Source organism: Cupriavidus sp. JZ107 (assembly GCF_053903255.1).
The window spans coordinates 14,770-40,818 of record NZ_CP096481.1 but is presented as its reverse complement, the minus strand read 5'-3'; the positions used below and the strand labels follow the sequence as shown (position 1 = coordinate 40,818).

The 26,049-nt window shown below is 71.0% G+C and carries 19 protein-coding genes; 5 read left to right on the top strand and 14 right to left on the bottom strand.

All coding sequences use genetic code 11. From position 1 onward, the window contains the following. Window positions 1-128 precede the first annotated feature (128 nt). From M1D55_RS09730 to M1D55_RS09700, 7 genes are all read right to left on the bottom strand, one after another. On the bottom strand, window positions 129-1,337 hold the full coding sequence (locus M1D55_RS09730) for an ABC transporter substrate-binding protein (protein WP_006577642.1): 1,209 nt from the start codon (window positions 1,335-1,337) through the stop codon (window positions 129-131). Between the two features lie 94 nt (window positions 1,338-1,431). Then, the gene (locus M1D55_RS09725) at window positions 1,432-2,157 is read right to left on the bottom strand and encodes an ABC transporter ATP-binding protein (RefSeq protein ID WP_064574751.1); all 726 of its coding nucleotides are present in this window, start codon (window positions 2,155-2,157) and stop codon (window positions 1,432-1,434) included. Between the two features lie 20 nt (window positions 2,158-2,177). Then, complete coding sequence (locus tag M1D55_RS09720) at window positions 2,178-2,954, bottom strand: ABC transporter ATP-binding protein (RefSeq protein ID WP_006577640.1); 777 nt, start codon at window positions 2,952-2,954, stop codon at window positions 2,178-2,180. 402 nt (window positions 2,955-3,356) lie between these two features. Beyond that, window positions 3,357-4,976 carry a GMC family oxidoreductase gene (locus tag M1D55_RS09715; protein WP_064574753.1) on the bottom strand — a complete coding sequence of 540 codons (1,620 nt, stop codon included), beginning with the start codon at window positions 4,974-4,976 and terminating at the stop codon, window positions 3,357-3,359. A gap of 206 nt (window positions 4,977-5,182) precedes the next feature. Beyond that, a complete protein-coding gene (locus M1D55_RS09710) occupies window positions 5,183-6,073 on the bottom strand; it encodes an alpha/beta hydrolase (protein ID WP_456282095.1) in 891 nt (296 codons plus the stop codon). A gap of 50 nt (window positions 6,074-6,123) precedes the next feature. Further along, complete coding sequence (gene cueR / locus M1D55_RS09705; protein WP_023264081.1) at window positions 6,124-6,588, bottom strand: Cu(I)-responsive transcriptional regulator; 465 nt, start codon at window positions 6,586-6,588, stop codon at window positions 6,124-6,126. A 20-nt stretch (window positions 6,589-6,608) separates the two neighbouring features. After that, a complete protein-coding gene (locus M1D55_RS09700) occupies window positions 6,609-9,155 on the bottom strand; it encodes a heavy metal translocating P-type ATPase (RefSeq protein ID WP_456282094.1) in 2,547 nt (848 codons plus the stop codon). 272 nt (window positions 9,156-9,427) lie between these two features. On the opposite strand from M1D55_RS09700, the gene M1D55_RS09695 reads away from it, so the two are divergent. Continuing rightward, window positions 9,428-9,622, top strand: a complete 195-nt coding sequence (locus M1D55_RS09695; RefSeq protein ID WP_006577909.1) for a heavy-metal-associated domain-containing protein — start codon at window positions 9,428-9,430, stop codon at window positions 9,620-9,622. A 97-nt stretch (window positions 9,623-9,719) separates the two neighbouring features. On the opposite strand, the gene M1D55_RS09690 is transcribed toward M1D55_RS09695, so the two are convergent. From M1D55_RS09690 to M1D55_RS09660, 7 genes are all read right to left on the bottom strand, one after another. Continuing rightward, on the bottom strand, window positions 9,720-10,448 hold the full coding sequence (locus M1D55_RS09690; protein ID WP_006577910.1) for an OmpW/AlkL family protein: 729 nt from the start codon (window positions 10,446-10,448) through the stop codon (window positions 9,720-9,722). Between the two features lie 171 nt (window positions 10,449-10,619). After that, entirely contained in the window at window positions 10,620-10,802 is a 183-nt protein-coding gene (locus M1D55_RS09685) for a hypothetical protein (protein WP_456282093.1), read from the bottom strand. After that, window positions 10,799-11,773, bottom strand: coding sequence for a delta(1)-pyrroline-2-carboxylate reductase family protein (locus tag M1D55_RS09680; protein ID WP_456282767.1), 975 nt, complete (start codon window positions 11,771-11,773; stop codon window positions 10,799-10,801). The genes M1D55_RS09685 and M1D55_RS09680 overlap by 4 nt, the downstream gene beginning before the upstream one ends. A 134-nt stretch (window positions 11,774-11,907) precedes the next feature. Beyond that, window positions 11,908-14,217, bottom strand: a complete 2,310-nt coding sequence (pbpC, locus tag M1D55_RS09675) for a penicillin-binding protein 1C (RefSeq protein WP_456282092.1) — start codon at window positions 14,215-14,217, stop codon at window positions 11,908-11,910. Further along, window positions 14,214-14,894: a lysoplasmalogenase gene (locus tag M1D55_RS09670; protein ID WP_456282766.1), complete on the bottom strand. Its 681-nt coding sequence runs from the start codon at window positions 14,892-14,894 to the stop codon at window positions 14,214-14,216. Before M1D55_RS09670 ends, pbpC begins: the two co-directional genes overlap by 4 nt. 29 nt (window positions 14,895-14,923) lie before the next feature. Then, window positions 14,924-21,121, bottom strand: coding sequence for an alpha-2-macroglobulin family protein (locus tag M1D55_RS09665; RefSeq protein WP_456282091.1), 6,198 nt, complete (start codon window positions 21,119-21,121; stop codon window positions 14,924-14,926). A 188-nt stretch (window positions 21,122-21,309) separates the two neighbouring features. Further along, window positions 21,310-21,783 carry an Lrp/AsnC family transcriptional regulator gene (locus M1D55_RS09660; RefSeq protein WP_006576707.1) on the bottom strand — a complete coding sequence of 158 codons (474 nt, stop codon included), beginning with the start codon at window positions 21,781-21,783 and terminating at the stop codon, window positions 21,310-21,312. Between the two features lie 195 nt (window positions 21,784-21,978). On the opposite strand from M1D55_RS09660, the gene phhA reads away from it, so the two are divergent. From phhA to M1D55_RS09640, 4 genes are all read left to right on the top strand, one after another. After that, complete coding sequence (gene phhA, locus M1D55_RS09655) at window positions 21,979-22,926, top strand: phenylalanine 4-monooxygenase (protein WP_232206277.1); 948 nt, start codon at window positions 21,979-21,981, stop codon at window positions 22,924-22,926. Between the two features lie 109 nt (window positions 22,927-23,035). Next, complete coding sequence (locus tag M1D55_RS09650; protein ID WP_053822858.1) at window positions 23,036-23,353, top strand: 4a-hydroxytetrahydrobiopterin dehydratase; 318 nt, start codon at window positions 23,036-23,038, stop codon at window positions 23,351-23,353. A 207-nt stretch (window positions 23,354-23,560) separates the two neighbouring features. Continuing rightward, on the top strand, window positions 23,561-24,265 hold the full coding sequence (locus M1D55_RS09645) for a response regulator transcription factor (RefSeq protein ID WP_023263551.1): 705 nt from the start codon (window positions 23,561-23,563) through the stop codon (window positions 24,263-24,265). Between the two features lie 124 nt (window positions 24,266-24,389). Then, entirely contained in the window at window positions 24,390-26,039 is a 1,650-nt protein-coding gene (locus tag M1D55_RS09640; protein ID WP_456282090.1) for a sensor histidine kinase, read from the top strand. Window positions 26,040-26,049 lie beyond the last annotated feature (10 nt).

The window sequence follows — 26,049 nt, the reverse complement described above, 5'->3', positions numbered from 1 at the left end:
GCCCGTTCCGCGCCGGCCCGCCCTCCATCGAGGAAGGCATGGGCCGGCGGCAGCGAACGCGCACGCGGCGCCGGTCGTTCATCGGGCCGCGGCGATGCGCAACGCGCGCAACGCCGGGCCGCCTTCGCTTACTTCTTCAGCAGCGCGCACTTCGACTCGGCGGGCGTCGTGAAGGCCTGGTCGCCCGGGATCGTCGCCACGACCTTCAGGTAGTCCCACGGCTTCTTCGACTCGGCCGGGCTCTTGACCTGCATCAGGTACATGTCGTGGATGGCGCGGCCATCGGCACGGATATAGCCCTTGGTGTAGAAGTCGTCGATCTTCGCCTTCTTCAGCTCGGCCATCACCTTGTCCGGATCGTCGGTCTTGGCCGCCTCGACCGCCTTCAGGTAGGTACGCACCGCGGAGTAGTCGGCCGCCTGCAGGCTGCTCGGCATCTTCTTGTTCTTGGCGAAGAAGCGGTTGGCGAACTTGCGGGTCTCGTCGTTCATGTCCCAGTACCAGCTGTCGGTCATCAACAGCCCTTCGGTGTTCTTCAGTCCGAGGCTGTGCACATCGTTGATGAACATCAGCAGGCCGGCGATCTTCATGTTCTTGGTGATGCCAAATTCCTTGGCCGCCTTGATCGAGTTGATCGTGTCGCCACCGGCGTTGGCCAGGCCCAGGATCTGCGCCTTCGACGACTGCGCCTGCAGCAGGAACGACGAGAAGTCCGACGCCGACAGCGGGTGGCGCACCGAGCCGACCACCGTGCCGCCATTGGCCTTGACCACCGCCGAGGTGTCGTTCTCCAGCGAATGGCCGAAGGCGTAGTCCGCGGTCAGGAAGAACCACGACTTGCCGCCCTGCTTGACCACCGCGCTGCCGGTGCCCTTGGCCAGCGCCACCGTGTCGTAGGCGTAGTGCACCGTGTACGGCGAGCACTCTTCGTTGGTCAGGCGGGCCGTGCCCGCGCCGATGTTGATGTAGACCTTCTTCTTTTCCTGCGCGACCTTGTTCATCGCCAGCGCGGTACCGGAGTTGGTGCCGCCCAGCAGCATGTCCAGGCCCTGCTGGTCCATCCATTCGCGCGCCTTCGACGCGGCGATGTCGGCCTTGTTCTGGTGGTCGGCCGACAGCAGCTCGATCGGCTTGCCGAGCACCTTGCCGCCGGCGTCCTCGATCGCCATCTTGACGGCCTCGACGCCCGACTTGCCGTCGATGTCGGCGTACAAGCTCGACATGTCGGTGATGAAGCCGATCTTGACCGAATCACCCGATACCTGCGCGGAGGCCGCTCCGGCCGCCATGCCCGTCACCAAGGCCGCCATCGCGGCTGCGAGCCGTTTGATCTTCATTGCTTGTCTCCTGTGTTTCGGCGGCCTCGCGCCGCCCGTTCCTACACCGTACCTGCGACCCCTGACTGCGGTCATGCGTGCGACCCCGAAGGGATCAGACCCCAAGCAGTTCGTGCAACACCGGCATCTTCTGTTCGAGCTCGCCGGCGCCGAAGCGCTCGACGATGGTGCCGTGCTCCATCACATAGAAGCGGTCCGCCAGCGGCGCGGCGAAGCGGAAGTTCTGCTCCACCATCACCACCGTGTACCCCTTCTGCTTCAGCATCCGGATCATGCGGGCCAGCGCCTGCACGATCACCGGTGCCAGTCCTTCCGAAATCTCGTCGAGCAGCAGCAGGTTGGCGCCGGTGCGCAGGATGCGGCCGACCGCCAGCATCTGCTGCTCGCCGCCCGACAGGCGCGTGCCCTGGCTGTGCCGGCGCTCGGCCAGATTCGGGAACATCTCGTAGATCTCGGCCTCGCTCATGCCCTGCTTGGCGCCGTTGCCCTTGAGCTGCGGCGGCAGCAGCAGGTTCTCCTCGCAGGACAGGCTGGCGAAGATGCCGCGCTCCTCGGGGCAGTAGCCGATGCCGTAGTGCGCGATCTTGTGCGTCGGCAGATGGATCGTCTCGTGGCCATCGATCCTGATCGAGCCCTTGCGCGTGCCGGTCAGGCCCATGATCGCGCGCAGCGTGGTGGTGCGGCCGGCGCCGTTGCGGCCCAGCAGCGTGACCACCTCGCCGCGGTTCACGGTCAGGTCGACCCCGTGCAGGATGTGCGATTCGCCGTACCAGGCCTGCAGGCCGCGGATCTCGAGGGCGGGGGTATTGTCGGTTGCCATGTCTTCGTTCCCGCTTGCCGTCAGTGCGCGCCCTGCAGCTCGGCGTCGGCCGTGCCCATGTAGGCTTCCATCACGCGCGGATCCTTCGAGACCTGCTCGTATGGCCCTTCGGCCAGGATCGCGCCCCGTTGCAGCACGGTGATCGTGTCAGCGATCGACGACACCACGTTCATGTTGTGTTCGACCATCAGGATCGTGCGCCCCGCCGAGACCTTCTTGATCAGTTGCGTGACGCGGTCGACGTCCTCGTGGCCCATGCCCTGCGTCGGCTCGTCGAGCAGCATCAGCTCCGGTTCCATCGCCAGCGTGGTGGCGATCTCCAGCGCGCGCTTGCGGCCGTACGGCAGGTTGACGGTCACGGTGTCGGCGAACTCGGTCAGGCCGACCTGCTCGAGCAGCGCCATCGCCTCGTCGTCGAGCACCGACAGCGTGCGTTCGCTGCGCCAGAAGTGGAAATGCGTGCCGAGCTTGCGCTGCAGCCCGATGCGCACGTTCTCGCGCACGGTCAGGTGCGGAAACACCGCCGAGATCTGGAACGAACGGATCACGCCGCGGCGCGCGATTTGCGCGGGCTTCTCGCCGGTGATGTCGGTGCCGTTGAACAGGATGGTGCCGGTGGTCGGCACCAGGAATTTCGTCAGCAGATTGAAGCAGGTCGTCTTGCCCGCTCCGTTGGGGCCAATCAGCGCATGGATGGACCCGCGCCTGACCCGCAGATTGACGTCGCTGACCGCGGTGAACCCCTTGAACTCCTTGGTGAGGTTGCGCGTCTCCAGGATGGTTTCCTGCTGGTTCATGTCTCCTGCCCGTCCTCGTTCGGCGCGACGCATGGCTTCTGGCCCGTCGTGCCCGGATTCGACCCGCGACCCCTGCCGGCGCTGCGCGATGGCGGCGCGCGTGGGGATCGCCTTGTCTGCAATGTCTTATTTATGTGTGCGGCAGCGCGCTGGGTGGCAGCGGCGGCGCGGTCGGATGCAAGCGCGCAAGCCCGCGCGGATGTGAGCGCGGCATCACGACTGTCCGGCGTCTATTGTGGGCACCTGTTGCGTCGCAAAACATCCGGGTTTGCACTGAGCCTGAAACATGAACCAGCTGTCATGTTTGTCAGGCAGTGCGGACGTGTCGCCGGGGAGAACTGCCAAAGGGAAGCGGTGCGGCGCCGCAGGTGGCGGCGCCGACCGTCATGCTGCGCCGGCGTGTCAGCCGCGCGCGCCGCTGCGCCAGTCCTCGCGGATCATGTCGCTGGCGCGCTCGGCGATCATGATCGTGGGCGAGTTGGTATTGCCCGAGGTGATCAGCGGCATCACCGAGGCGTCGACCACGCGCAGGCCCTGCACACCGATCACGCGCAGGCGCTGGTCCACCACCGCCTGCGGATCGTCGGACCTGCCCATGCGGCAGGTGCCGACCGGATGGAAGATCGTCGTGCCGATATCGCCGGCCGCGCGCGCCAGCGACTCGTCGTCCTCGACATGCGGGCCCGGCAGCCATTCCTGCGGCCGGTACGGTGCCAGCGCCGGAGCGGCGACGATGCGGCGGGTCAGCCGAAGCGAGTCCGCCGCGACCTTGCGGTCCTCGTCGGTCGACAGGTAGTTGGGCGCGATCACCGGCGCCTGGCGGAAGTCCGGGCTGTCGATATGCACGCTGCCGCGCGAGGTCGGCCGCAGATTGCAGACGCTGGCGGTGAAGGCGTTGAAGGTGTGCAGCGGCTCGCCGAACTTGTCGAGCGACAGCGGTTGCACGTGGTACTCGACATTGGGCCGCGCCTGGTCCGGATCCGAGCGCGCGAACGCGCCGAGCTGCGACGGCGCCATGCTCATCGGCCCGCTCTGGTTCCATGCATATTGCAGCCCGATGCCGAGCTTGCCCCACCAGTTGCCGACGCGCGTGTTCAGCGTGCGCACGCCCTCGACCTTGACGATCATGCGCAGCTGCAGATGGTCCTGCAGGTTCTCGCCGACGCCGGGCAGCGCCTGCCGCACGGCGATACCGAGCGCCTGCAGCCGCTCGGGCTGGCCGATGCCGGACAGCTCGAGCAGCTGCGGCGTGTTGACCGCGCCCGCGGCGAGGATCACCTCGCGCCGCGCCGCCACCGTATGGGGCTGTCCGCCGCCGACATAGTGCAGGCCGCTGCAGCGGCGTCCGTCGAAGGTCAGCTCGCTGACCTGCGCGCCGGTGACGATGGTCAGGTTCGGCCGTTCGGAGGCGCGCCGCAGGAAGGCCTTCGACGTGTTCCAGCGGATGCCGCGGCGCTGGTTGACCTCGAAGTAGCCGACGCCGAAGTTGTCGCCGCGGTTGAAGTCGTCGGTGCGCGGAATGCCGGTCTGCTCGGCCGCGTCGATGAAGCGCTCCAGGATGTCCCAGCGCAGGCGCTGCGGCTCGACGCGCCATTCGCCGCCGGCGCCGTGAAAGTCGTTGGCGCCGCGATGATGGTCCTCGCTGCGCTTGAACAGCGGCAGCACGTTGTCCCAGCGCCAGCCGTCGTCGCCGGTGATGCGGGCCCACTCGTCGTAGTCCTCGCGCTGCCCGCGCATGTAGATCATGCCGTTGATCGACGAGCAGCCGCCCAGCACGCGGCCGCGCGGATAGATCAGCGAGCGCCCGTTCAGTCCGGGCTCGGCGACGGTGCGGTACATCCAGTCGGTGCGCGGATTGCCGATGCAGTACAGGTAGCCCACCGGAATATGGATCCAGTGGTAGTCGTCCTTGCCGCCCGCCTCGAGCAGCAGCACGCTGACGTCGGCGTCCTGCGTCAGCCGGTTGGCCAGCACGCAGCCCGCGGTGCCGCCGCCGACGATGATGTAGTCGTAGGTCTCCATGCTCTTCTTCTGGTAGGAAAGTCGATCAAGATGCGGTCGTCCGCCGCGGGAGGACGGCCGGCAAGCCGAGGCATTGTGCGTCGTGCGTCGTGCGTCGTGCGTCGTGCGTCGTGCGTTTTGCGTGGTGCGTGGTGCGTGGTGCCTCGTGTCTTCGGTGCCGGAAGTCCGGTGCGGGATCGATACCGGCGATCGCGTCGTCGTGCGCTTCAGCGGTCCGCGTCCGCCACCGGCTGCAGATGGCGGCGCAGCCAGTCGCTCAGCGCGTCGAGCACCTCGGTCCGCAGCGCCGCCTGCTCGTTGAAGATCTCGTGGTAGGCGTGCTCGAACCAGACGCATTCGCGCAGGTCGGCCGGCGCATTGTCGCAGAAGCGCCGGCTGCCCGCCGGATCGACCACGCGATCGGCCCCCGCCACCAGCAGCAGCGTCGGCGCCTCGAGCAGCGGCGCATCGGCCTGCGCGCGTTCGATGCCGAGCATCATGCTGTGCAGGATGCCGGCCGTCAGCGTGCGCTGCACCAGCGGATCGCTGCGATAGCTGGCGACTTCGGCGGGATCGTGGCTGAGGTCGGACGGACGGATCGGACTGGGTACGCGCAGGTTCGGCGCCAGCGTCAGCAGCATCCGCTGCAGCGTCAGCATCGCGCCGTCGATGCGCAGCGCGAGTGCGGGCGAAGACAGCACCAGCGCGCGCACCGGCCGCACGCGCGAGGTCGCCAGCCGCGCGGCGACCAGCCCGCCCATGCTGTGGCCGAGCACGATCGGCAGTTCGGGCCAACGCTGCACCGCGCCGTCGTAGATCTGCACCAGGTCCTCGAGGAACACATCGGGCCGCTCGGCCACCATGCGCGCGCCGCCGCTCGCCCCGTGGCCGCGCTGGTCGTAGGCCAGCACGCGCAGACCCAGCGCGCACAGCCGCGCCGCCACGTGCGCGTAGCGCCCGCAGTGCTCGGCCAGCCCGTGCACCAGCAGCAGCGTGCCCGACGGTTCGGGCCACAGACGCGAATCGGGCAGCCAGGTGCGCAGCAGCAGCTCGGTGCCGTCGCGCATCCGCTGGCGGCTTTCGGCCGGCGCGATGGCGGTGGCCTGGGATGCATCCATGCGATCGCTCTCCTTCCCGGCACGCGGCGCGGCCGCGCGCAGGTCAGCGTTCAAGAGTGGCAGGCGTGGCCCGCATTGCCGTTGGGCGCCTTGCCGTCTGGCGCATCGCCGGAGCACGGCGCGCGCCCGGGCTCGGCGAAGTCGGCGAGGATCGGGCAGTCCGGCCGCTCGTCGCCGCTGCACGCCTCGGCCAGCGAGCGCAGCGTGTCGCGCATCGCCACCAGTTCCGCGATGCGCGTTTCCAGTTCGGCGACATGGCGCAGCGTCAGCGCCTTGACGTCCGCGCTGGCGCGCCCGCGGTCCTGCCACAGCAGCAGCAGGTTGCGGATCTCGTCCAGCGAGAACCCGAGATTACGGGCGCGCCGCACGAAGCGCAAGGTATGCAGCGCGCGCTCGTCGTAGCGCCGATAGCCCCCTTCGCTGCGCGGCGGCACGGGCAGCAGCCCGATCGATTCGTAGTGCCGGATCATCTTGGCGGACACGCCCGAGGCGGCCGCCGCTTCGCCGATATTCATCGCCTTGCTTCCTCCATGTTTCAGCGCTGCGCTGCCGGCTGGCCTGCTGCCTGCGTGCCGGCCGACTGCGTGCCCGCTTCGGGCCGCCAGCGCCGCAGCAGCAGCGCGTTACCGACCACGCTGACGCTCGAGAAGGCCATCGCCGCGCCCGCCACCACCGGGCTGAGCAGGCCGGCCGCCGCCAGCGGGATGCCGATCACGTTGTAGATGAAGGCCCAGAACAGGTTCTGCCGGATCTTGCGCACGGTCCGGTGCGACATCGCCAGCGCATCGGCAACCAGGCCCGGGTCGCCGCGCATCAGCGTGATGCCGGCCGCGTGCATCGCCACGTCGGTACCGGTGGACATCGCGATGCCCACGTCGGCCGCGGCCAGCGCCGGCGCATCGTTGACGCCGTCGCCGACCATCGCGACCACCGCGCCGCCGCGCTTGAGCGCCGCCACGCGCGCGGCCTTGTCCTCGGGCAGCACCTCGGCCTGCACGTCGTCGATGCCGAGCGCGTCGGCGACCTGCGCCGCGGCGCCCTGGCTGTCGCCGGACAGCATCACGGTACGCACGCCGGCCGCATGCAGGCGCGCCACCGCTTCGCGCGCGCCCGGCTTGATCGCATCGCCGAACGCGACCAGCCCTTCGACGCGGCGCGCATCGATCGCGATCAGCCACGACACCGTGCGGCCGGCCTGGCGCAGCGCATCGGCTTCGCGCTGCAGCGCGGCGCCTTCGTCCAGCGACGCGCCCAGTTCCTTGCGCAGCCGCTCGCTGCCAAGGGCCCAGGCGACGCCGTCGATGCGCCCGCTGATGCCGCGGCCCGGCAGCGCGCGCAGTTCGCTGGCGACCGGCACCGTCAACTCGCGCTGCTCGGCGGCGTGCAGCACCGCACGGGCCAGCGGATGTTCGCTGCCGGCCTGCAGCGCGGCCAGCCGCTGCAGCAGCAGCGACGAGCCGTCGCCCGCCGTTGCGTCGGCAGTTGCGTCGGCCGATACCAGCGCCACGACTTCCGGCTGTCCGACGGTCAGCGTGCCGGTCTTGTCGAACGCGACCACATTGACGCGATGCGCGGTCTCCAGCGCCTCGGCGTCCTTGACCAGGATGCCGGCGCGCGCGCCCGCGCCGGTGCCGGCGATGATCGCGGTCGGCGTGGCCAGGCCCAGCGCGCACGGGCACGCGATCACCAGCACCGCCACCGCGTTCAGCAACGCCGACTGCCAGTCGCCCAGCGCCAAGCCCCAGCCCAGCAGCGTGACCAGCGCGATCGCCAGCACCACCGGCACGAACACCGCGCTGACGCGGTCGACCAGGCGCTGGATCGGTGCCTTGGCCGCCTGCGCATGCTCGACCATGCGGATGATCCGGGCCAGCACCGTTTCCGCGCCGACCGCGGCGGTACGCAGCACCAGCCGGCCCTCGCCGTTGATGGCGCCGCCGGTCACGCGGTCGTCGACATGCTTGGGCACCGGCAGGCTTTCGCCGGTCAGCATCGATTCGTCGGCATGGCTGTCGCCGTCGATCACCACGCCGTCGACCGGAATGCGCTCGCCCGGCAGCACGATCACTTCGTCGCCGACGCGCACCTGTGCCAGCGGCACCGTGGTGTCGACGCCGTCGCGGCGCACGCGCGCGGTATCCGGCCGCAGCGCGGCCAGCGCGCGGATCGCGTCCGCGGTCTGCCGCTTGGCGCGGACCTCGAGCCATTTGCCGAGCCGGACCAGCGTGATCACCACCGCCGCGCTTTCGAAGTACAGATGCGGGTGGCCCTCGCCATGGGCGGCGGCACCGCGCCAGATCAGCCACAGCGACAGGCCGTAGGCCGCCGAGGTGCCGAGCGCGACCAGCAGATCCATATTGCCGGTGCCGGCGCGCGCCGCCTTCCAGCCCGCGCGGTAGAAACGCCAGCCGAACACGAACTGCACCGGCGTGGCCAGCAGCCATTGCCACAGCGCCGGCACGTTCCAGGCGACGCCGAACCAGCCGAGCACCATCGGCGCGACCAGCGGCAGCGACAGCGCGGCCGGGATCGCCACGGCCCACGGTCCGGACCACAAGTCGGCGGCGCGCGCGGGCACGGTCTGCCCGCCCGTCGCCGCCTCGACCACCGGTTCGGCGGCGTAGCCGGCGCGGGACACGGCCTCTGTCAGCACCGGCAGCATGTCGGCCGCGTTGCCGCCAACCAGTGTCACAAGGGCGCGCTCGGTCGCCAGATTGACCTGCGCGTCGACCACGCCGGGCACCGCGCGCAGCGCGCGTTCGACGCGGCCCACGCAGGAGGCGCAGGTCATCTCCCGCATCGTCAGCTCCAGCTCGGTACGTGGCACCGCGTAGCCGGCGGCGGCGACGGCGTCGGCGGCCGCGGGCAGCACGGCGGCGCTGTCGGCCTGCACGGTGGCCTCCTCGGTGGCCAGGTTGACGGCGACCGAACGCACGCCCGGCACCTTGGCCAGCGCGTTCTCGACCCGGCGCACGCAGGAGGCGCAGGTCATCCCCTCGATCGGCAGGCGCCATTCGGGCGCGGCGGGCGTGGTATCGGCACCGGAGGGGGCCGGCGACAGCGGAAGTGAAGAAGTGGACATGGCGGTTGACATCCTCGTTGACATAGCCTGTCACTGGATGCTGGACCTTACCATGCTAGGAAGGTCAAGGCCGATGCGCCAGTTTTCGCGATGCGGCGGCGGCGCTTGCGGTTGACATGATGGGAAGGTTCAGAATGGCGCCGTTGTACCGGAATGCCGTCGCGTCATTTCCGCGCACGCGGGAATCCACCGCCTGCTGAAGCCGCTGGGTCCCCGCTTTCGCGGGGACGACGAGTGGCCCGGATTCATCACCCATACCGAGGAGTTCAACGATGATGCAGTTTCAAGTGGAAGGCATGTCCTGCAATCACTGCGTGGGTGCGATCACGCGTGCGGTGAAGCAGGTCGATCCCGACGCGCGCGTGTCGGCCGATATTGCGGCGCAGGCGGTCAGCGTAGAAGCGGACGCCGATGTGCAGGAGGTGCGGGAGGCGATCGAAGCGGCGGGCTATCCGGTCAAGGGCTGAGCCGGCCTTGGGTCGTCGTCCCCGCGCAGGCGGGGACCCAGTGGCTTCAAAAGACGCTGGATTCCCGCGCGCGCGGGAATGACGTCATAGCGGACGCTCAGAAGCGGTAGCCGACGTTCAGGAAGGTCACGATCGGATCGATCTTGATCTTGGTATGCGACACCACGGTGGCGCCGCCCTGCGCGGAATTGCGCGTGACGAAGGTCGCGCGGGTATCCAGCGGCAGGTAGGACACCGACAGGCCCACATGCCAGCGCTCGTTGATCTTGTAGTTCGCGCCGATGTTGAAGACCGGATTCCACGACGACTTGGCGCTCGCGGTCATCGTGGCGTTCGGGCCGAACTCCTGGCGCACGAACTGCTGGTTGGTGATCGTCTCGTCGGTAAACCAGGTGTAGTTGACGCCCAGGCCCACATAGGGGCGGAAGCGCGAGGCGGGCTCGAGGAAGTGGTACTTGACCAGCACCGCCGGGCTCCACTGGCGCACCGTACCGAGCTTGCCGTACCTGCCGTAGCCCTTGTCGCCCTCGACATCGTGCTCCGGGGGGATACCGACGACGAACTCGGCCGAGATGTGGTCGGTGACGAAGTGGTCGATCGACAGGCCCAGCGTATTGGCCGCCTTGATGTCGGCGCCGGTATTGGGACGCTGCATGTTCACCGGGCGGCCACCGACGCTGTCGATGGTCAGCGGATCGGCCGAGCTGTTCGGCATCACGCGGAACCAGCCCGCGCTGACGACGGTGCTGCCGGCCGACTGTGCCTGGGCGGCTCCGCCCACTACCATGGCCGCGACAGCCACCAGGATTTTCTTGTTGTGCGACATCCTCTCTCCTTCGTGGTTTTCAACTGCAAGGGCAGCATTATCCCGCTGCCGATGCCGTCATCGTTTCAATCTCGAGACATTTTGTAGAGGCGCGCCACTAAATCGAGGGTTTACCGCAATCCGCGGTATCCAAAGGGCCACCACAGCCGGGAGAGAGGCGGCAGAAGTGTCTCAGGAATGTGACAGCGACCGGCGGCCGGATGCGACCGGCGCCATCGGCGCCATCGGCCCCATCGGCCCCATCGGCCCCATCGGCCCCATCGGCCCCATCGGCCCCATCGGCCCCATCGGCCCCATCGGCCCCATCGGCCCCATCGGCCCCATCGGCGCCTTCCACACCGTCGGCGCCGTCATGCGCCGGCGCTTCGGACCGCCAGCGCGCAGGCCGCCAGATCCCAAAGCGCATAGCCGACGCTCTTGAACACCAGCGGACTGCCGCTGCGTGCGCGGATCGCGTCGGCGGCCAGGATCGCCGTCTCGAACGGCTGCACCGCGGCCCAGTCGATGCCGGCCTGCAGCAGGTCGCCGGCCTCGTCCTCGATGCCGAACAGCGTATCGGCCAGCAACCGTCCCGCCTGCGCGGCGCCGCGGCACAGCGCCGGCGGCAGCTCGCACATGTCGGGCCGGAACGCCCCGACCGCGGCGATGAAGTGGTCGTCGCGCCAGCAGCCGGCGGCCAGGTCCGGCAGCACCGGCGTGCGGCTCGACGTCACGGTGACCACCATCGACACGCGCGCGAGCACCGTGTCGATGTCGCCGGACGATTCGATGACCTCGGCCTCCAGGCCAAGCCGCCGCGCATGCGCCGCCAGCGCATGGGCCTTGTCCGCCGTGCGCGAATGCAGCCAGACCCGCCGCAGCGGCAGCCCGGCGGCGAAGGCCTCGAGATGCGTGGTGGCCTGCACGCCGGCGCCGACGATCAGCAGCTCGCCGTCGGGCCGCGCGGCGAAGCGCTGCGCCGCCAGCAGCGACACCGCGGCCGTGCGTCGTCCGGTCACCGTCGGTCCGTCCAGCAGCGCCAGCCGCACGCCGGTATGCGCGTCGGCCACCACCACTTCGCCGAGGATATTGGGCAGCCCGCGCGCCGGATTGCCCGGATGGACGGTGATGTTCTTGGTCATCACCAGGTCGGCATTGCGTGCCGGCATCACCAGCAGCGTTCCCTCGCCCCGCGGGGCCGCGGCGCTCACGTCGCCGACCGGCAGCGCCAGCCGCGGCGGCGCCATCGCGGTGCCGGCGCGCAGTTCGCCGAGCATGTCGGCAATGGCGACGGCCAGATCCGGATACGGCAGCCGCGCCGCGGTCTGGGCGGCATCGAGCAGCATCGGCGAGGCGGTCTGTGAGGCGGTCTGTGAGGCGGTCGGCGAGGCAATCGGTTCGGTAGGCATGGGATCGAGCTCCTGGGAACGCTGGGAATCTGAGAGTAGCGGCCGACGGCGGCGAGGCGGCGAGGCGGCGATCATCCGCGCTCCGCCGCGGCGCCCTGCCTCACCGCCGTCCTGCCCCGCGGCGGCGGCGGACCGTCGCGCCCTTCGCGCACGGTCGCGCCGCGCACCTCGATGCGCACCGTATCGAGCACCGTGCCGCCGGCATCGACCAGTTCGAGCCGATGCCGGCCGGGCCAGGGCAGCCAGGCCAGCTTGCCGCCACGGCCGAGCCGCTTGCCGTCGAGCCGCCACGCCACCGCGCGCGCGGTCCGGCCGGCGACATCCTCGGCGTGCAGCCACACGCGCTGCGCCTGCGGCGGAATATCGGGATCGAGCGCGAACACGGTGCCGTCGGCCGGGCTGGCGATCGCCGCGCCCCGGACGCGCTCCGCCGCCAACCGAGCCACCGGCGTGCCCTCCTGGTGGCTGCCGACCGCGACGAGCGGCACCGCGGTACCGGCCAGGAACACCTCGTCCCGCGCAGGCTCGGGTACGCCTTCGAACCGCACCGGCACGCGCTCGACACCCGCGGGCATGGCAGGCGGCCGGCTCGCGCGGTCGCGATGCAGGTACGCCATCACCTCGTGCCAGACCGGCGCCGCGCCCGATACGCCGGACACATCGCGCATCGCCGCGCCGCTGGCGTTGCCGACCCAGACGCCGACCGTGTAGTGCTGCGACCAGCCGATGCACCAGTTGTCGCGCATGTCCTTGCTGGTGCCGGTCTTGACCGCGGTCCAGAAGCGCGTGGTCAGCGGACTGTCGAGGCCGAAGGTGCGCGCGCGCGCATGCCGGTCGGACAGCACGTCGCCGATCACATGCGTCGCCGCCGCCGACATCACCGCCAGCGGCCGCGGCGCCGGCTCGGCCAGCCGCATCCGCACCGAGGCCTGGCGGCCCTGGTTGGCCAGCGTGCGGTAGGCATTGGTCAGCGTCAGCAGCGACACGTCGGCGCTGCCCAGCGCCAGGCTGTAGCCGTAGTAGTCGCCGGCCTCGGTCAGCGGCAGCCCGAGCGCGACCAGGCGCCGATGGAATCGGTGCGGGGTCACCATCACCAGCGTGCGCACCGCCGGCACATTGAGCGATCCGGCCAGCGCGGCGCGCATGCTGACCCAGCCGCCGTAGCGGCCATCGTAGTTGCGCGGGATATAGAGGCCGCCGCCGGTCGGCAGGTTGACCGGCCGGTCGTCCAGCAGCGAGGCCGCGGTCAGGCGCCGCTCCTCCAGCGCCTGCGCATAGAGGAAAGGCTTCAGCGTCGAGCCGGCCTGGCGCAGCGCGGCCGCATGGTCGACCTGCGCCGCCGCGGACAGCGTGCCCGACGAGCCCACATAGGCCAGCACGTCGCCGCTGGCGTTATCGAGCACGACCACCGCGCCGTCCTCGACATGGCGTCCGGCCAGCTCGCGCAGATGCCGCTGCAGGCTGGCCGTCGCCAGGCGCTGCACGCCGGCATCGAGCGTCGAGTCGATCGCGGCCGGCGCGGTGCGACTCGCGCCCTGCGCGGCCCGCTCGACCAGCAGCCGGCCCAGGTGCGGCGCCAGTTGCGCGCGGCCCGGTCCGGCCGGCGGCATCGCGGCGCGCGCCAGCGCCAGTTGCGTAAAGCCGTCCAGCCCGTTGCAGCCGTCCGGCTGCGCCATCTCGCGCAGGATCTGGCAGGCGCGCTGCGCCACGCGCGCCGGCGCGGCATTGGGCGCGCGCACCAGCGCCACCGCCAGCGCCGCCTCGCGCGCGTCGAGCCCGCTCGGCAGCTTGCCGAACAGCCCCTGCGACAGCGCCGACAGGCCGACCAGCTCGCCGCGCAGCGGTACCAGGTTCAGATAGGCCTCGAGGATCTGGCTCTTGCTCCAGCCGCGTTCGAGCCGCGCCGCGCGCCAGGCCTGGCTCATCTTCTGCGCCGCGCTGCGTCCGCCCGCGCCGCGGCGCAGGTCGTCGTCGAGCAGCGCGGCCAGCTGCATCGTCAGCGTCGACGCGCCGCGTGTGCGCGTGTTCCACAGATTGGCCCAGGCCGCGCCGGCCACGCCCTGCCAGTCGACGCCGCTGTGCCGGTAGAAGCGCCGGTCCTCGGACAGCACGATCGCGGTGCGCACCGCCGGCGAGATCTCGTCGAGCGCCACCCATTGCCCGCGCCGCGCGCTGAAATCGGTCCGGACCGTGGCGACCGGCTCGCCATGGCGGTCGCGCACGATCACGTCGGCGCCGCGGTAGCTGTCGCGTACCTGGTCGAAGCCGGGCAGCGTGTCGGCGATCGCCGGCGCCGACGGTATCGCCGACAGCAGCGCACCAAGCAGCGCCGCCGCGAAGGCAGCGCGCCGGATGCCGGGCCATCGCGCGGCCCGCGTCATGGCCGCCGTCCCGCGACGATGCCGGCGACCAGCAATACCTGGGCCGCGGCATAGGTCCACCAGATGCCCAGCTCGAAACGGTCGAACGGCGACAGGAAGCGCGCGATGCCGATCAGCGCGTCGGACACGACGAAGCACAGCGCGCCGAGCGCGGCCAGCGGCGTCGGCAGCCGCGCCAGCAGCGCCGCGCACGCCATCGCGGTCAGCGCGACGACATAGGCGCAGACCTCGACGCGCAGCGTGCCGAGGTTGGGCCAGAAGCGCCCCAGCAGCGTGCCGACCGTGCCGATCACCGCGCCGCAGGCGAGCAGCCGGTGCGGCCGGTCGTCGCCGACCAGCGGCAGCAGCAGCGCGAGATAGCACAGATGCGCCAGCAGGAAGAAGCCGAGCCCGCCGGAGAAGGAGAGCGGCAGCCACGGCACCGCCAGCAGCAGATCGCCCACCGCGGAGAACAGCAGCGCGGCGACCAGCCAGCGGCGCTCGCGGCGCACCGGATGGAACCACGCCGCCCGCGCCAGCAGCAGCGCCATTGCCGTCTTCCACGCCGGCTGCCAGGCGAAGCTGCCCGTCAGCGGCGTGCCGGGCGGCAGCTCCAGCGCGGCGCTCAGCAGCAGCGCGCCATAGATGGTGCCGGCGACGGCGCCGGCCATCCACCATTCGCGCACGCGCGGCGGCATCGTCCAGCCGCGCCGTTCGAGGACATCGCTCACGAACGCGGCCCCACGGTCAAGCGCGCATTGGGCGCGGCGCCGAACACCTCGGGCGCATACATCGCCTCGACCCGGGTCGGTGGCAGCGCGAACTCGCCGGCGTTGTTCAGCCGCACGGTGTACTCGATGGTCGCCGTGCCCTTGGGCAGATGCGCGTAGTACTCGCGGTAGGCCTGCGGCGTGCGCTCGCTGAAGGCAGGCCAGGCGCCGGTGCGGCGCTCGCCGCGCGTGGCGATCTGCGAGTCGCGGCCCAGGCCGCTGCCCAGGATGGTGGCGCCCGCGGGCACCGGATCGCTGACCACCACCCACGTCATGTCAGCCTGCGCGTCGATCTCCAGCTTGACGCGATAGATGTCGCCGCGCGACCAGCGTCCCGGCGTGGCCTGCTCGACCGCGCTGACGCTGCGGCGGATGCGGTAGCCGGCGGCAATCGGCTCGGCCAGCGGCACCGCCGCCAGCGCGCGCACCGTCGCCCACGGGCGGCCGGCGCCGTCGTGCTGCAGCTGCAGCGTGGCGGGCGCGGCGGGCGGGCCCGGCTGTGGCGGCTGTGAAGGCTGGAGAGGCTGCGACGGCCACGGCAGCATCAGCGCGCCCGCCGCCACGCCGTCCTTGCCGGCCGCGGCCGAGCGCCAGTCGAAGCTGCGCGAAGCGTCACCCAGCGTCACGCGGGTCGCGCCGCCGACCGGCTCGCGCTCGAAGATCTGCGCGAAGCGGCGCACCGCCAGCACGCCCCAGGCATTGGCATTGGTGGTGCTCCACGCACCGGCGCTCTGGCGGCCCAGCAGGCCGCTCGCCAGCCGCGGCGCATCCTCGCGCCACTCGGGCAGCTCCAGCGCCAGCGTCAGCAGCCGCGCGGCGTTGATGTCGCCGCCGGCCATCAGCCACCACCAGTGGTCGTCACGCTCAGTCGAGAACGCCAGCCGCGTGCCCTGCAGGTCCAGCCGCGCGCGCAGCAGCCGCTGCGCCTCGGCCAGCCGCGCCTCGCGCTGCGGCACATCGGGCAGGCGCTGCAGCAGCGCGGTCCAGTCGAGCAGCGCCGAGGTCGGCCACTGCTGCGGCGCGATCTGGATCGAACCGAGCATGCGGGCCTGCGCCTTGCCACCGCGCGACAGCGCCTCCAGCGCGGCCAGCTTGCGGATCTCCAGGTCGGAGGACGGCGCCCAGGCGCGGCGCTGCAGCCGGCCCTCGACGAAGGCGGCCAGCGCCTGCTCCATCCGCTCGCGCGCCTGCGCCGGCAATTGCAACGGCAGCCCGGCGCGGTGGGCCTCGTCGGCCAACGCCAGCAGATAGGCGGTCAGCACCTCGCTGCCGCCATCGCGCATCGCCTCGCCCTGCATCGGGAAGTACGCCACCAGCCCGTCGTCGTCCTGATAGGCGGGCAGCTGCGCCATCAGCGACTGCCAGAGCGCGGCGTCGCCCAGGCCGACCGCCTTCGACGCGCGCTGCTCCAGGCAGGTATACGGATAGCGGGCGAACCAGTCGCGCACGCCCGGCAGACCCCCCGCCAGCGTCGACTGCAGGCCGATCTGCAGGCCGCCGCGCGGCGCACCGGCGGGATCGCGCAGCGCGGCCGCGGGCGCGCGGACCGGCACCGACAGGCCCGGCGCCAGTTGCGCCAGCGTGCCCTGCTGCACGGTCAGCGGTACCGCCGCGGCCAGCCGCTGGCCGATGCGGATCCGGTCCGACGCGGGTGCGCTGTCCTCGCTCTTGCCGTCGCCCTTGCGTTGTTCGGTGGCCGCGATTTCCCACTGCAGCTCGCTCTCGGTGACCGTGGGCTGGCCGCTCGCCTGCGCCAGCAGCGGTGCGACCACGTCCCAGCCGATCTCGCGCGCCTGTCCGGCCGGTACCGATACGGTCTGCGTGGGCAGCGTTGCCGTCCCCGCGTCGGCTGCCGGATCGCCGGCCACGGCGCCGGAGGCGGCACCACCGGCGGCGCCGGCCGCCACGCTGCGCGCGCCAACCTCCACCGTCATCGCGCGCGCCGTGGTATTGCGCAGCGTAAACATCGCGCGATAGCGGTCGCCCTCGCGCACCAGCGGCGGCAGGCCGGAAATCAGCTGCAGGTCCTGCGTCGCCGCCACGGTGGCGCTGCCGGTGCCGAAGCGGGCGACCCCGAGATCGGCGACCGCGACGATGCGAAAGCGCGTCAGCGAATCGTTCAGCGGCACCGTCAGCGCCGCCTTGCCGGCCGCGTCGAGCTGCACGCGCGGATTCCACAGCAGCAGCGTGTCGAACAGCTCGCGCGTCGGATTCTTGCCGCCGCCGCCACCGGCCGGCACCGCCTTGCGGCCATAGTGGCGCCGCCCGACGATCTCCATCTGCGCGGTCGCGGTCTCGACACCGTAGCTGCGCCGCTGCAGCATCGCCTCGAGCAGGTTCCAGCTGGTGTTCGGCATCAGCTCGAGCAGCGCCTCGTCGACCGCGGCGAGCGCGACTTCGCCGTTGGCCGCCGGCTTGCCGTCCGGCAGCGTGACCTGCACCGTCACCCTGGCCTGGCCGCGCACCGGGTAGCTGGCGCGGTCGGTGGCGACCTTGACGTCGAGCCGGTGCGCCTCGTTGCCGACGCGGATCTCGGCGAGTCCCAGCCGGAACGCCGGCCTGGACAGATCGACCAGCGGCGTCGGCGCGACGTATTCGCGCCCCTCGCTGCGGAAGGCGCGCCACCATTCGCGCGGCTCGCGCCAGCCCCAGGTGAAGAAGGAATACCAGGGCACCTCGTGCAGGCGTCCGCGCAGCGCCAGCACCGACACGTAGACGTTCGGTCCCCACTCGGGCTTGACCTTGACGCTGACGGTCGGGTCCTTGCCGGCCAGCGTCACCACGCTGGTCTCGAGGATGCCTTCGCGTTCGACCGCCACCAGCGCAGTGGCCTGGCGGAACGGCATCCGCACCTGGAAGCGCGCGGTATCGCCGGGCGCATAGGACGGCCGCTCGGGCAGCAGGTCGATGCGGTCGTGGTTCTCGCCGCCGAACCACAGCTCGCCCTGGCCGGTGACCCAGACGCTGGTGGCCGCCTCGGAGACGCGCCCCGCATCGTCGCGGGCGCGGGCGACCAGTTCGACCTCGCCGGTCTGTTCCAGCGTCACCGAGCACTGCATGCGGCCGCGCGTATCGGTCCTGGCCTCGCAGACCTTGCCCAGGTCGCGCACCTCGGTGCGGTTGTCGTAACGATAGAAGCCGCCGACCACGCGCTTGCGCGCCGACGTCGTGATGCGGGCGCGCGCATGGACCTCCATCGGCACGCCGGCGCGCGGCTTGCCGTCGATATCGAGCGCGATGCCCTGCACCGTGGCCTGGCGCTTGACCGCGACCCAGTCGTCGGCGCGAATGCCGGCCACCACCGCGGCCGGCCACAGTGGCAGCGTCTGCCGCAGCGTCTGGATCTCGCCATTGGGGTCGGCGAAGGCCGCCTCGACCAGCAGATCGCGCGGCGCGGTGACCGGCGGCAGCGTGTCCAGCGTCAGGCGACCGCCGCCGTTGGCGTCCAGCGTCAGCGCGCGCTTGTCGGCGATCAGCGTCTGGCCGTCGTGCGGCGCGGTCTGGCCGGCGTCCTGGTCCTCTACCTCGTCGGATTCGTCGCGCTGCTCGTCCGGCGCGCGCGGCGCATCGAAGCTGTAGCCGGCGGCATCGGCAAAGCGCGGCAGGCGGTCGCGCAGCAGCGCGGACACCCGCACCGGCAAACCCGCCGCGGCGCCGCCGGACACGTAGTGGACCTCCACGTCCAGCGGCAGCGACTTCGGCGCGACCAGCGCCTGGGCGCCGCCCGTGGCCGCGGCGCGCACCGTGCCGGTCAGCACCGGCAGGCGGAAGGCCTCGACGCGGAAGGCGCCGCTGTCATGGCTGCGCTGGCGCGCGTCGGCCAGCTCGACCGTATAGCGGCCCAGCCTGGCGGCCGGCGGCAACGCGAAGCGGCTCTCGGCGCTGCGCCCGCCGGTGGCCGTGGTACGCCATTGCAGCGGCTGCTCGTAAGTCTGGCCGCTGCCCTCGTGGCGGATCACCAGCTTGTCGGGCAACTGTCCGGACTCCCCGCCCGGCGGCAGTGCGAAGCCGTTCGAGGTCTCGACGCGCAGGTAGTGCTTCATCGAGACGGTCTCGCCCGCCGACAGCAGCGTGCGGTCGAACACCGTATGCGCGCGGACGGTCGGCGTGGGGCTGGTATCGGTCGGCACATGGAAGCGCCAGCTCTCGATGCCGCGGTTCCAGTCCGACATCACGAAGGCCATGTCGGCCTGGCCGCGCGCCTGCGGGTGCGCGGCGACGATGCGGGCCGACACGAAGTAGCCCGATAGCCCGGTGTCCTCGCAATAGCGGCCGGAACCGCTGGCGCCGTCGGCGCCGTCAGCGCCGAGCCGGCCGAAGCGCGCCACGCCGGCATCGTCGGTGCGCGCGGTGGCGATCAGCTTGCCGCTGCAATCGCGCACCGCGACATTGGCCTCGCGCACCGGCTTGCCGCCGTCGAGCGTGGTGACCCAGGCCATCGCGTTGTCGCGCCCGGCCTTGAAGTGCACGCCCAGATTGGTCACCAGCGCCGCGGTCCGCACATACATCGGCGCCGGCTTGCCCAGCAGCGCCGCGCCCAGGCTCGGCGAGGCAATCTCCACCACATGAAAGCCCGCTTCCGGCAGCGGAATGCCGACCACCTCGAACGGCCGGCTGGCGCCATCGCCGACGGAGGCCGGCACGGCCAGCTTGCGCACGCCCGGCACCCCGGCCAGCAGCGACACGGCGCGCGTTTCGACCTGGGGCGCGTTGCGCGGAATGCGGGCCGCCGACGGCGGCTTGCCGGCGAGGATCGCGTCGAGCTCGGGGCGGGTCCAGCTGGTCTCGTGCATGCGCCGCACCAGCGCCAGCCAGCGCAGCACCGCGGCATCGTCGTCGACCCGTACCCGGCTGACCATACCGGCCTCGGTGCGCACGCCGAGCACTGTCAGTTCACGCTCGACATGGCGCAGCGTGACCGGCAGCAGCGGCGGGTAATTGGCCAACCCGTCGGCCAACCCGTCGGCCGGCTTGTCGGTCCGGCTCCTGGGCAGCTCGCCGAAGCGCTCGATCACGCCGAACGGCGCCGCGGCGAACTTCGCGAGCGGCGGCATCGCTGCGGTCGCCACCCGCAGCGGAAACAGATCGGCATTGCTCAAAGGGCGGCCGCTCTCGTCCTTCAGGGACGACGGCAGCTCGAGCGTCAGGTTCGCATTCTCGGCAAACGGCGGCTCGAAGCGCAGCGAGGTGACCGTGGCATCGGCCGCCAGGTTGGCCTCCAGCTTCGGCCCCACGGCCCCCGACGGCGTGCGCAGCACCACGGCTTCGGCCGCGCGGCGCGCGATCGGCGCCGAGAACTCCAGCGTGATCGGCCGCAGCGGCGTGCATGGCGCCTGCGCGTTTTCGCGCTCGCAGCTGAAGCTGGCGGTAAACGGCTCGCGCACCCGATATTCGAAGCGGCGCCCTTCCTTGCTGGTCAGGCCCGACGGCGTCGCAATGCCCGGCGCAAGCAGCAATTCCATCTTCGCGCCTGCCGGCAGCCGCTGCTGGCAGGCCAGCAGATGCACGCTGTCCGCGCCGCGCGGCTTCCAGCCCAGCGCCTTGAGCACCGCGTCGCGGTCCGCACCGGTCACCAGCCGCACCGGAATCATTTCGCCGACGCCCTGCGCCTGGCAGAACGCATGCTGACGCACCGAGTCTGGAGTGGCCGGGCCGTTGAAGCGCAGCGCGAAGACCTGGTCCTCCTCGATCTCGCCGCCGGAGGGGCGGCTGGACACCACGATCGGACCGCCGGTCTCGAAGCGGTATTCGGACTTGCCGCGATAGTCCTGGCCGGCCTGGCTCTTCAGGCCCGCGCGCAGCCGGACCGTGCACGAGACGCCGGGCGGCAGGTCGCGGACGAAATCGAACACCCAGTTGCGGTCGTCGACCCAGCGGCCTTCGCCGCCCAGATCCGCCGGCGCGGCGCCGGTACATTGGACGGCGGCCGGTGCGGTCGCGCGCAGGTCGCCCAGCGGCACCATCGACTGGTCGAAGCGCAGCGTGACCTGGCGGACCTTGGAAACCTGGCCTTCCGGCGAAACGCGGGTAAGTTGCGCCGCCAGCGCGGCGTGGGCGCCCAGCGCCAGCGAGCAGGCCGCCACGACATGCGGAAACAGGCGCCGGCGGGCCGGTCCGCGGGCATCGGTCCTCGCCCTGTTCGGCGGGTCTTCCATCCCCGTTTTGCCCACGACGTCCTGTTCGCCTTCCCCGCCAAAGCCCGTGGCCCGGTCTCGCATCTCTCGTCCCTCTCCGCATGGTCGGCCCCGCTGCGGTGCATCAGCGGGCACCTGGCGAGAGTGACATGCGAGACGTCCGCGCGCAAGCCAACCGACGGGTCGGCGCACGGGCCGCACGCACGGGCCTAACGCAGATGGGACAGCGGCAGCGCGCCTTCGCGCTTGAGCGCGGTCAGCACGATATTCGAGCGCACGCTTTCGACGCCCGGCACCCGCATCAGCTTGCGCATGGTGAAATCGGCCAGCGCCGGCAGGTCGGTGACGACGATACGCAGCAGGTAGTCCGCCTCGCCGGCGACCGAGTAGCACTCCTGCACTTCCTCGAGCAGCAGGATCTCCTCCTTGAAGCGCTCGATCGCGGTGTCGCCGTGGTGGGCCAGCTTGACGCTGGTGAAGACCAGCACGCCCAGTCCCAGCGCGGGCGGCGACAGCACCACGCGGTAGCCGGCGATCACGCCCTCGGCCTCCAGCCGCGCAATGCGTCGGCCCACCTGGCTGGGCGACAGATGGACCTGCTCGGCCAGCTGCTGGTGGGTGCTGCGGCCGTCGGTCTGCAGCGCGGCCAGCAGGGCGAGATCGAAGTTGTCCAGACTCAGCATACAAAGATCCTGCATCGGTTTTGCGTTTTATGCAGATTACCCGCATCGGAACGGCAATCCAAGCCGTTTTTGCGGGCTCTTTGCGGCGCCATCTCGGTAGACTTTGCAGAAATCCCGCATGCACGACGAACCGCGTGCGGCATTACCGCAAACGACACCGGGCCCGACCCGCACCGAATCGCCGGAGACAAGCAGATGGAAGCGATCCTCGACCAGACCCCCGAGCAGCAAGCCGCGGCCAGCCCCGCCTTCACCGGCACGCTGACCGACAAGCTGAAGGAACAGTTCGAAGCCGGGCTGCTGTCCGACCCGGACCTGAACCCCGACTTCACGATCGCGCAGCCGCTGCACCGCTACACCGACGCCGACCACGCCGTCTGGCGCCAGCTGTATGCGCGCCAGGCGTCGATGCTGCGCGGCCGGGTCTGCGACGAGTTCCTGCGCGGCCTGGACACGCTTGGCATGGACGCCGACCGCGTGCCCGACTTCGCCCGGCTGAACGACAAGCTGATGGCCGCCACCGGCTGGCAGGTGGTCGCGGTGCCGGGCCTGGTGCCCGACGAGGTCTTCTTCGAGCATCTGGCCAACCGGCGCTTCCCGGCCAGCTGGTGGATGCGCAAGCCCGAGCAGCTGGACTACCTGCAGGAGCCGGACTGCTTCCACGACGTGTTCGGCCATGTACCGCTGCTGATCAATCCGGTGTTCGCCGACTACATGCAGGCCTACGGCCAGGGCGGCCTGAAGGCTGCCGGCATGGGCGCGCTGGACATGCTGGCGCGGCTGTACTGGTACACCGTCGAGTTCGGCCTGATCCGCACGCCCGAGGGCCTGCGCATCTACGGCGCCGGCATCGTCTCGAGCCAGGGCGAGTCGATCTACAGCCTGGACTCGGCCAGCCCGAACCGGATCGGCTTCGACGTGCGCCGCATCATGCGGACCCGCTACCGGATCGACACCTTCCAGAAGACCTACTTCGTCATCGACAGCTTCGAACAGCTGTTCGAGGCGACCCGCCCGGACTTCACGCCTCTGTACGCCGAGCTGCGCCAGCAGCCGACGCTGGGCGCGGGCGACATCGCCGATGGCGACCTGGTGCTGCAGGCGGGCAACCGCGAGGGCTGGGGCGACAGCGACGATATCTGACGCCGCCGCGTTTCCCGCTTTATGAAACAATGCCGGCATGTCCGACCGCGATGGTCGGGCGGGCCGGCTCTGCCTTGTTCCGATTCCCTCATTTACGGGCCTTGCCATCATGACCTCACCCGCTCTTTCCCCCTTGTCCGAACAGGAACGCGCGCCGCTGCTGGCGTCGCTGCCCGGGTGGAGCGCGGTCGCCGACCGCGACGCGATCCACAAGCGCTTCACCTTCGCCGACTTCAACGCCGCCTTCGCCTTCATGACGCGCGTGGCGATGCAGGCCGAGAAGGCCGACCACCATCCCGAATGGTTCAACGTGTACAACCGCGTCGACATCACGCTGTCGACCCATGACGCCAACGGCCTGACCCAGCGCGATATCGACCTGGCCCGCTTCATCGAGCAGGCCGCGGCGACACTCGCCAGGCGCTGAACCGCCGGCGTACCGCAACGCCGATCCCGTTGTCCCCGGGACCCGACGTGGTCCCGGATCGCAAGCCAATCGAAAGGAAGGCCCGCGCCACGCGCGGTACAATCGGCGGCCAGGCGGGGCCCCGGCACCCGAAGCGCGACGCCAGCCGCGCTCCCTCCGACGCCCGCCACAGCATTCCCTGCCAAACCGTAGCCGAACCTTTCGCCCATGCGCATCCTGTTGATCGAAGACGACCGCCAGATCGCCAGCGGCGTCGAAGCCGGCCTGTTCCAGGCGGGCCACCAGGTGCGCGTCGTCCATGACGGGGTCTATGCCACCGAGCATCTGCTCAAGGAGCAGCACGACCTGGTGATCTTGGACCTGGGCCTGCCCGGCATCGACGGCATGACGCTGCTGTCGCGCTACCGCGCGCGCAACCGCACCACCCCGGTGCTGATCCTGACCGCGCGCGACGAACTCGAGGACAAGCTGTCCGGCCTGAACGCCGGCGCCGACGACTATCTGGTCAAACCCTTCGCCTTTCCCGAACTGGAGGCGCGCGTGCGCGTGCTGCTGCGCCGCAGCCAGCACGGCGAGGCGGCGCCCGACCGCGACGTGCGGCTGGGCCGGCTGCGGCTGTCGGGCAGCGACCGGCGCATGTTCCTCGACGGCAAGCCACTGGAGCTGTCGCCGCGCGAGTTCGCGGTGCTCGAGCTGCTGCTGCAGCGGCAGGGGCGCGTCGTCAGCAAGGCCCAGCTGCAGGACCACCTGGCCACCTTCGCCCATCCGGCCGGCGATGGCGGCGACACCGTCGGCGATACCGCGATCGAGGTCTACGTCCATCGCGTGCGCAAGAAGCTCGAGGACAGCGACGTCGAGATCGTGACGGTACGCGGCTTCGGCTACCTGCTGCAAAGCCGCGGCCAGGCCTAGCGCGAGGCACGGCGTGCGGCGGCTCCAGGCGCCTCTGCGGAGCGCGCGCGGCGAGGGCCCATCCGGCGGCGCGGGCGGCCCGGGCGGTACCGGAGGGACAGGCCCGAGCGGCGGCCCCCAGCAGGTGCGCCTCGCTTCCACGCAAAGCCTGCGCATCCACCTGCTGCGCGCGCTGGCCACGCCGCTGTTCGCGCTGGTGCTCGCCAGCGGCTCGCTGTCCTACTGGCTCGCGGCCCACTACACCACGCAGGTGTTCGACCGCGCGCTGTACGGCGTCGCCAACAATATCGCGCAGCAGATCCGCATCGCCGGTCCCCGGCTCGAACACGATATCCCCGCGATCGCGCAGACCCTGGTCGAGGCCGAGGGCAGCGACCGCATCTACTGGCGCATCCACGGACCCGACGGGCTGATCGGCGGCATGGACACCTGGCTTGGCTACGGTACCGGCCAGACCACGCTGCACGACGCGCGGCTGTTCTACGCCTGGTTCAGCGGGCGGCAGGTACGGGCGGTGCGGCTGCCGGTGCATCTCGATCCGGTGCCGGCCGCGCCGGCCGATGGCGACATCGACGTTGCCGCGGACGTTGCCGCGGACGTTGCCGCGAGCATCGCAAACAGCGTGGCCGCCAGCGCGGCGAACGGCGCGGCCAGTGTGCCGCAGGCCGCCGCCGCCCCGTCGCGCGGCCCGATCGTCGTCGAGGTCGCGGAACTGCTGGACCGGCGCGAGACCGCGGCCAACGAAATCCTGCTGTCGGTGTCGGTGCCGCTGATCCTGCTGCTGCTGGTCGGCAGCCTGATCCTGTCGCACGTGCTGAAGGAGGAGCTGGTGCCGCTGCAGATCCTGACCGACAAGCTGAACCGGCAGACCGCGCGCTCGCTGGCCTCGCTCGACGAGACCCAGGTACCGGCCGAGGTCGAACCGCTGATCCGCGCGCTCAATGCGCTATTGGCACGGCTGCGCGACGCGCTCGACGCCCAGCGCAAGTTCATCGCCGACGCCGCCCACCAGCTGCGCACGCCGCTGACCGCGGTCAAGCTGCATGCCGACCGGGCGGTCGAGGCCGACAACGCCGAGGTGGCCCGCCACGCGCTGCGCGAGCTGCAATCGGCCGCGGACCGGGCGGTGCGGCTGTCGAATCAGCTGCTGTCGCTGGCTCGCGCCGAGCCCGGCCTGTCGCTGGAGCGGCTCGGACCGATCGAGCATTTCGACCTGGCCACGCTGGCCTTCGAGACCGGCGCCGAATGGGTGCCGCAGGCGCTGGCGCGCCATATCGACCTGGGCTTCGAAACGCTGCCGGGGCCGACCTTTACCGGCACCGCGCCGTCGATGGTGCGCGGCAACCGGCTGCTGCTGCGCGAGGCGCTGAACAATCTGATCGACAACGCGGTCAAGTACGTGCCGGCCGGCGGCCGGATCACCGTGCGCGCCGGCGGCGAGGCGATCGGCCATCGGGGCATGGCGGTGGTGATGGTCGAGGACAACGGGCCCGGCATTGCGCCGGCGCGGCGCGAGGAGGTGTTCAAGCGCTTCTTCCGCGGCGACCATGTTCCCGGACGCAGTCCCGAGGCCACGCCGGGCGGCGCCGGGCTGGGGCTGGCGATCGTGCACGAGATCATCAGCCTGCATCACGGCAGCATCAGCATCGAGGACGTGCCCGATACCGAATCCCAGCGCGAAACCCAACTCGAATGCCAGCGCGCCGACGGCACGGCACGCGCCAACATGCGCTTCGTGATCCGGATCCCGTGCGAGGCGCCGGGCGCAGGCTAAGGGCGCTGGC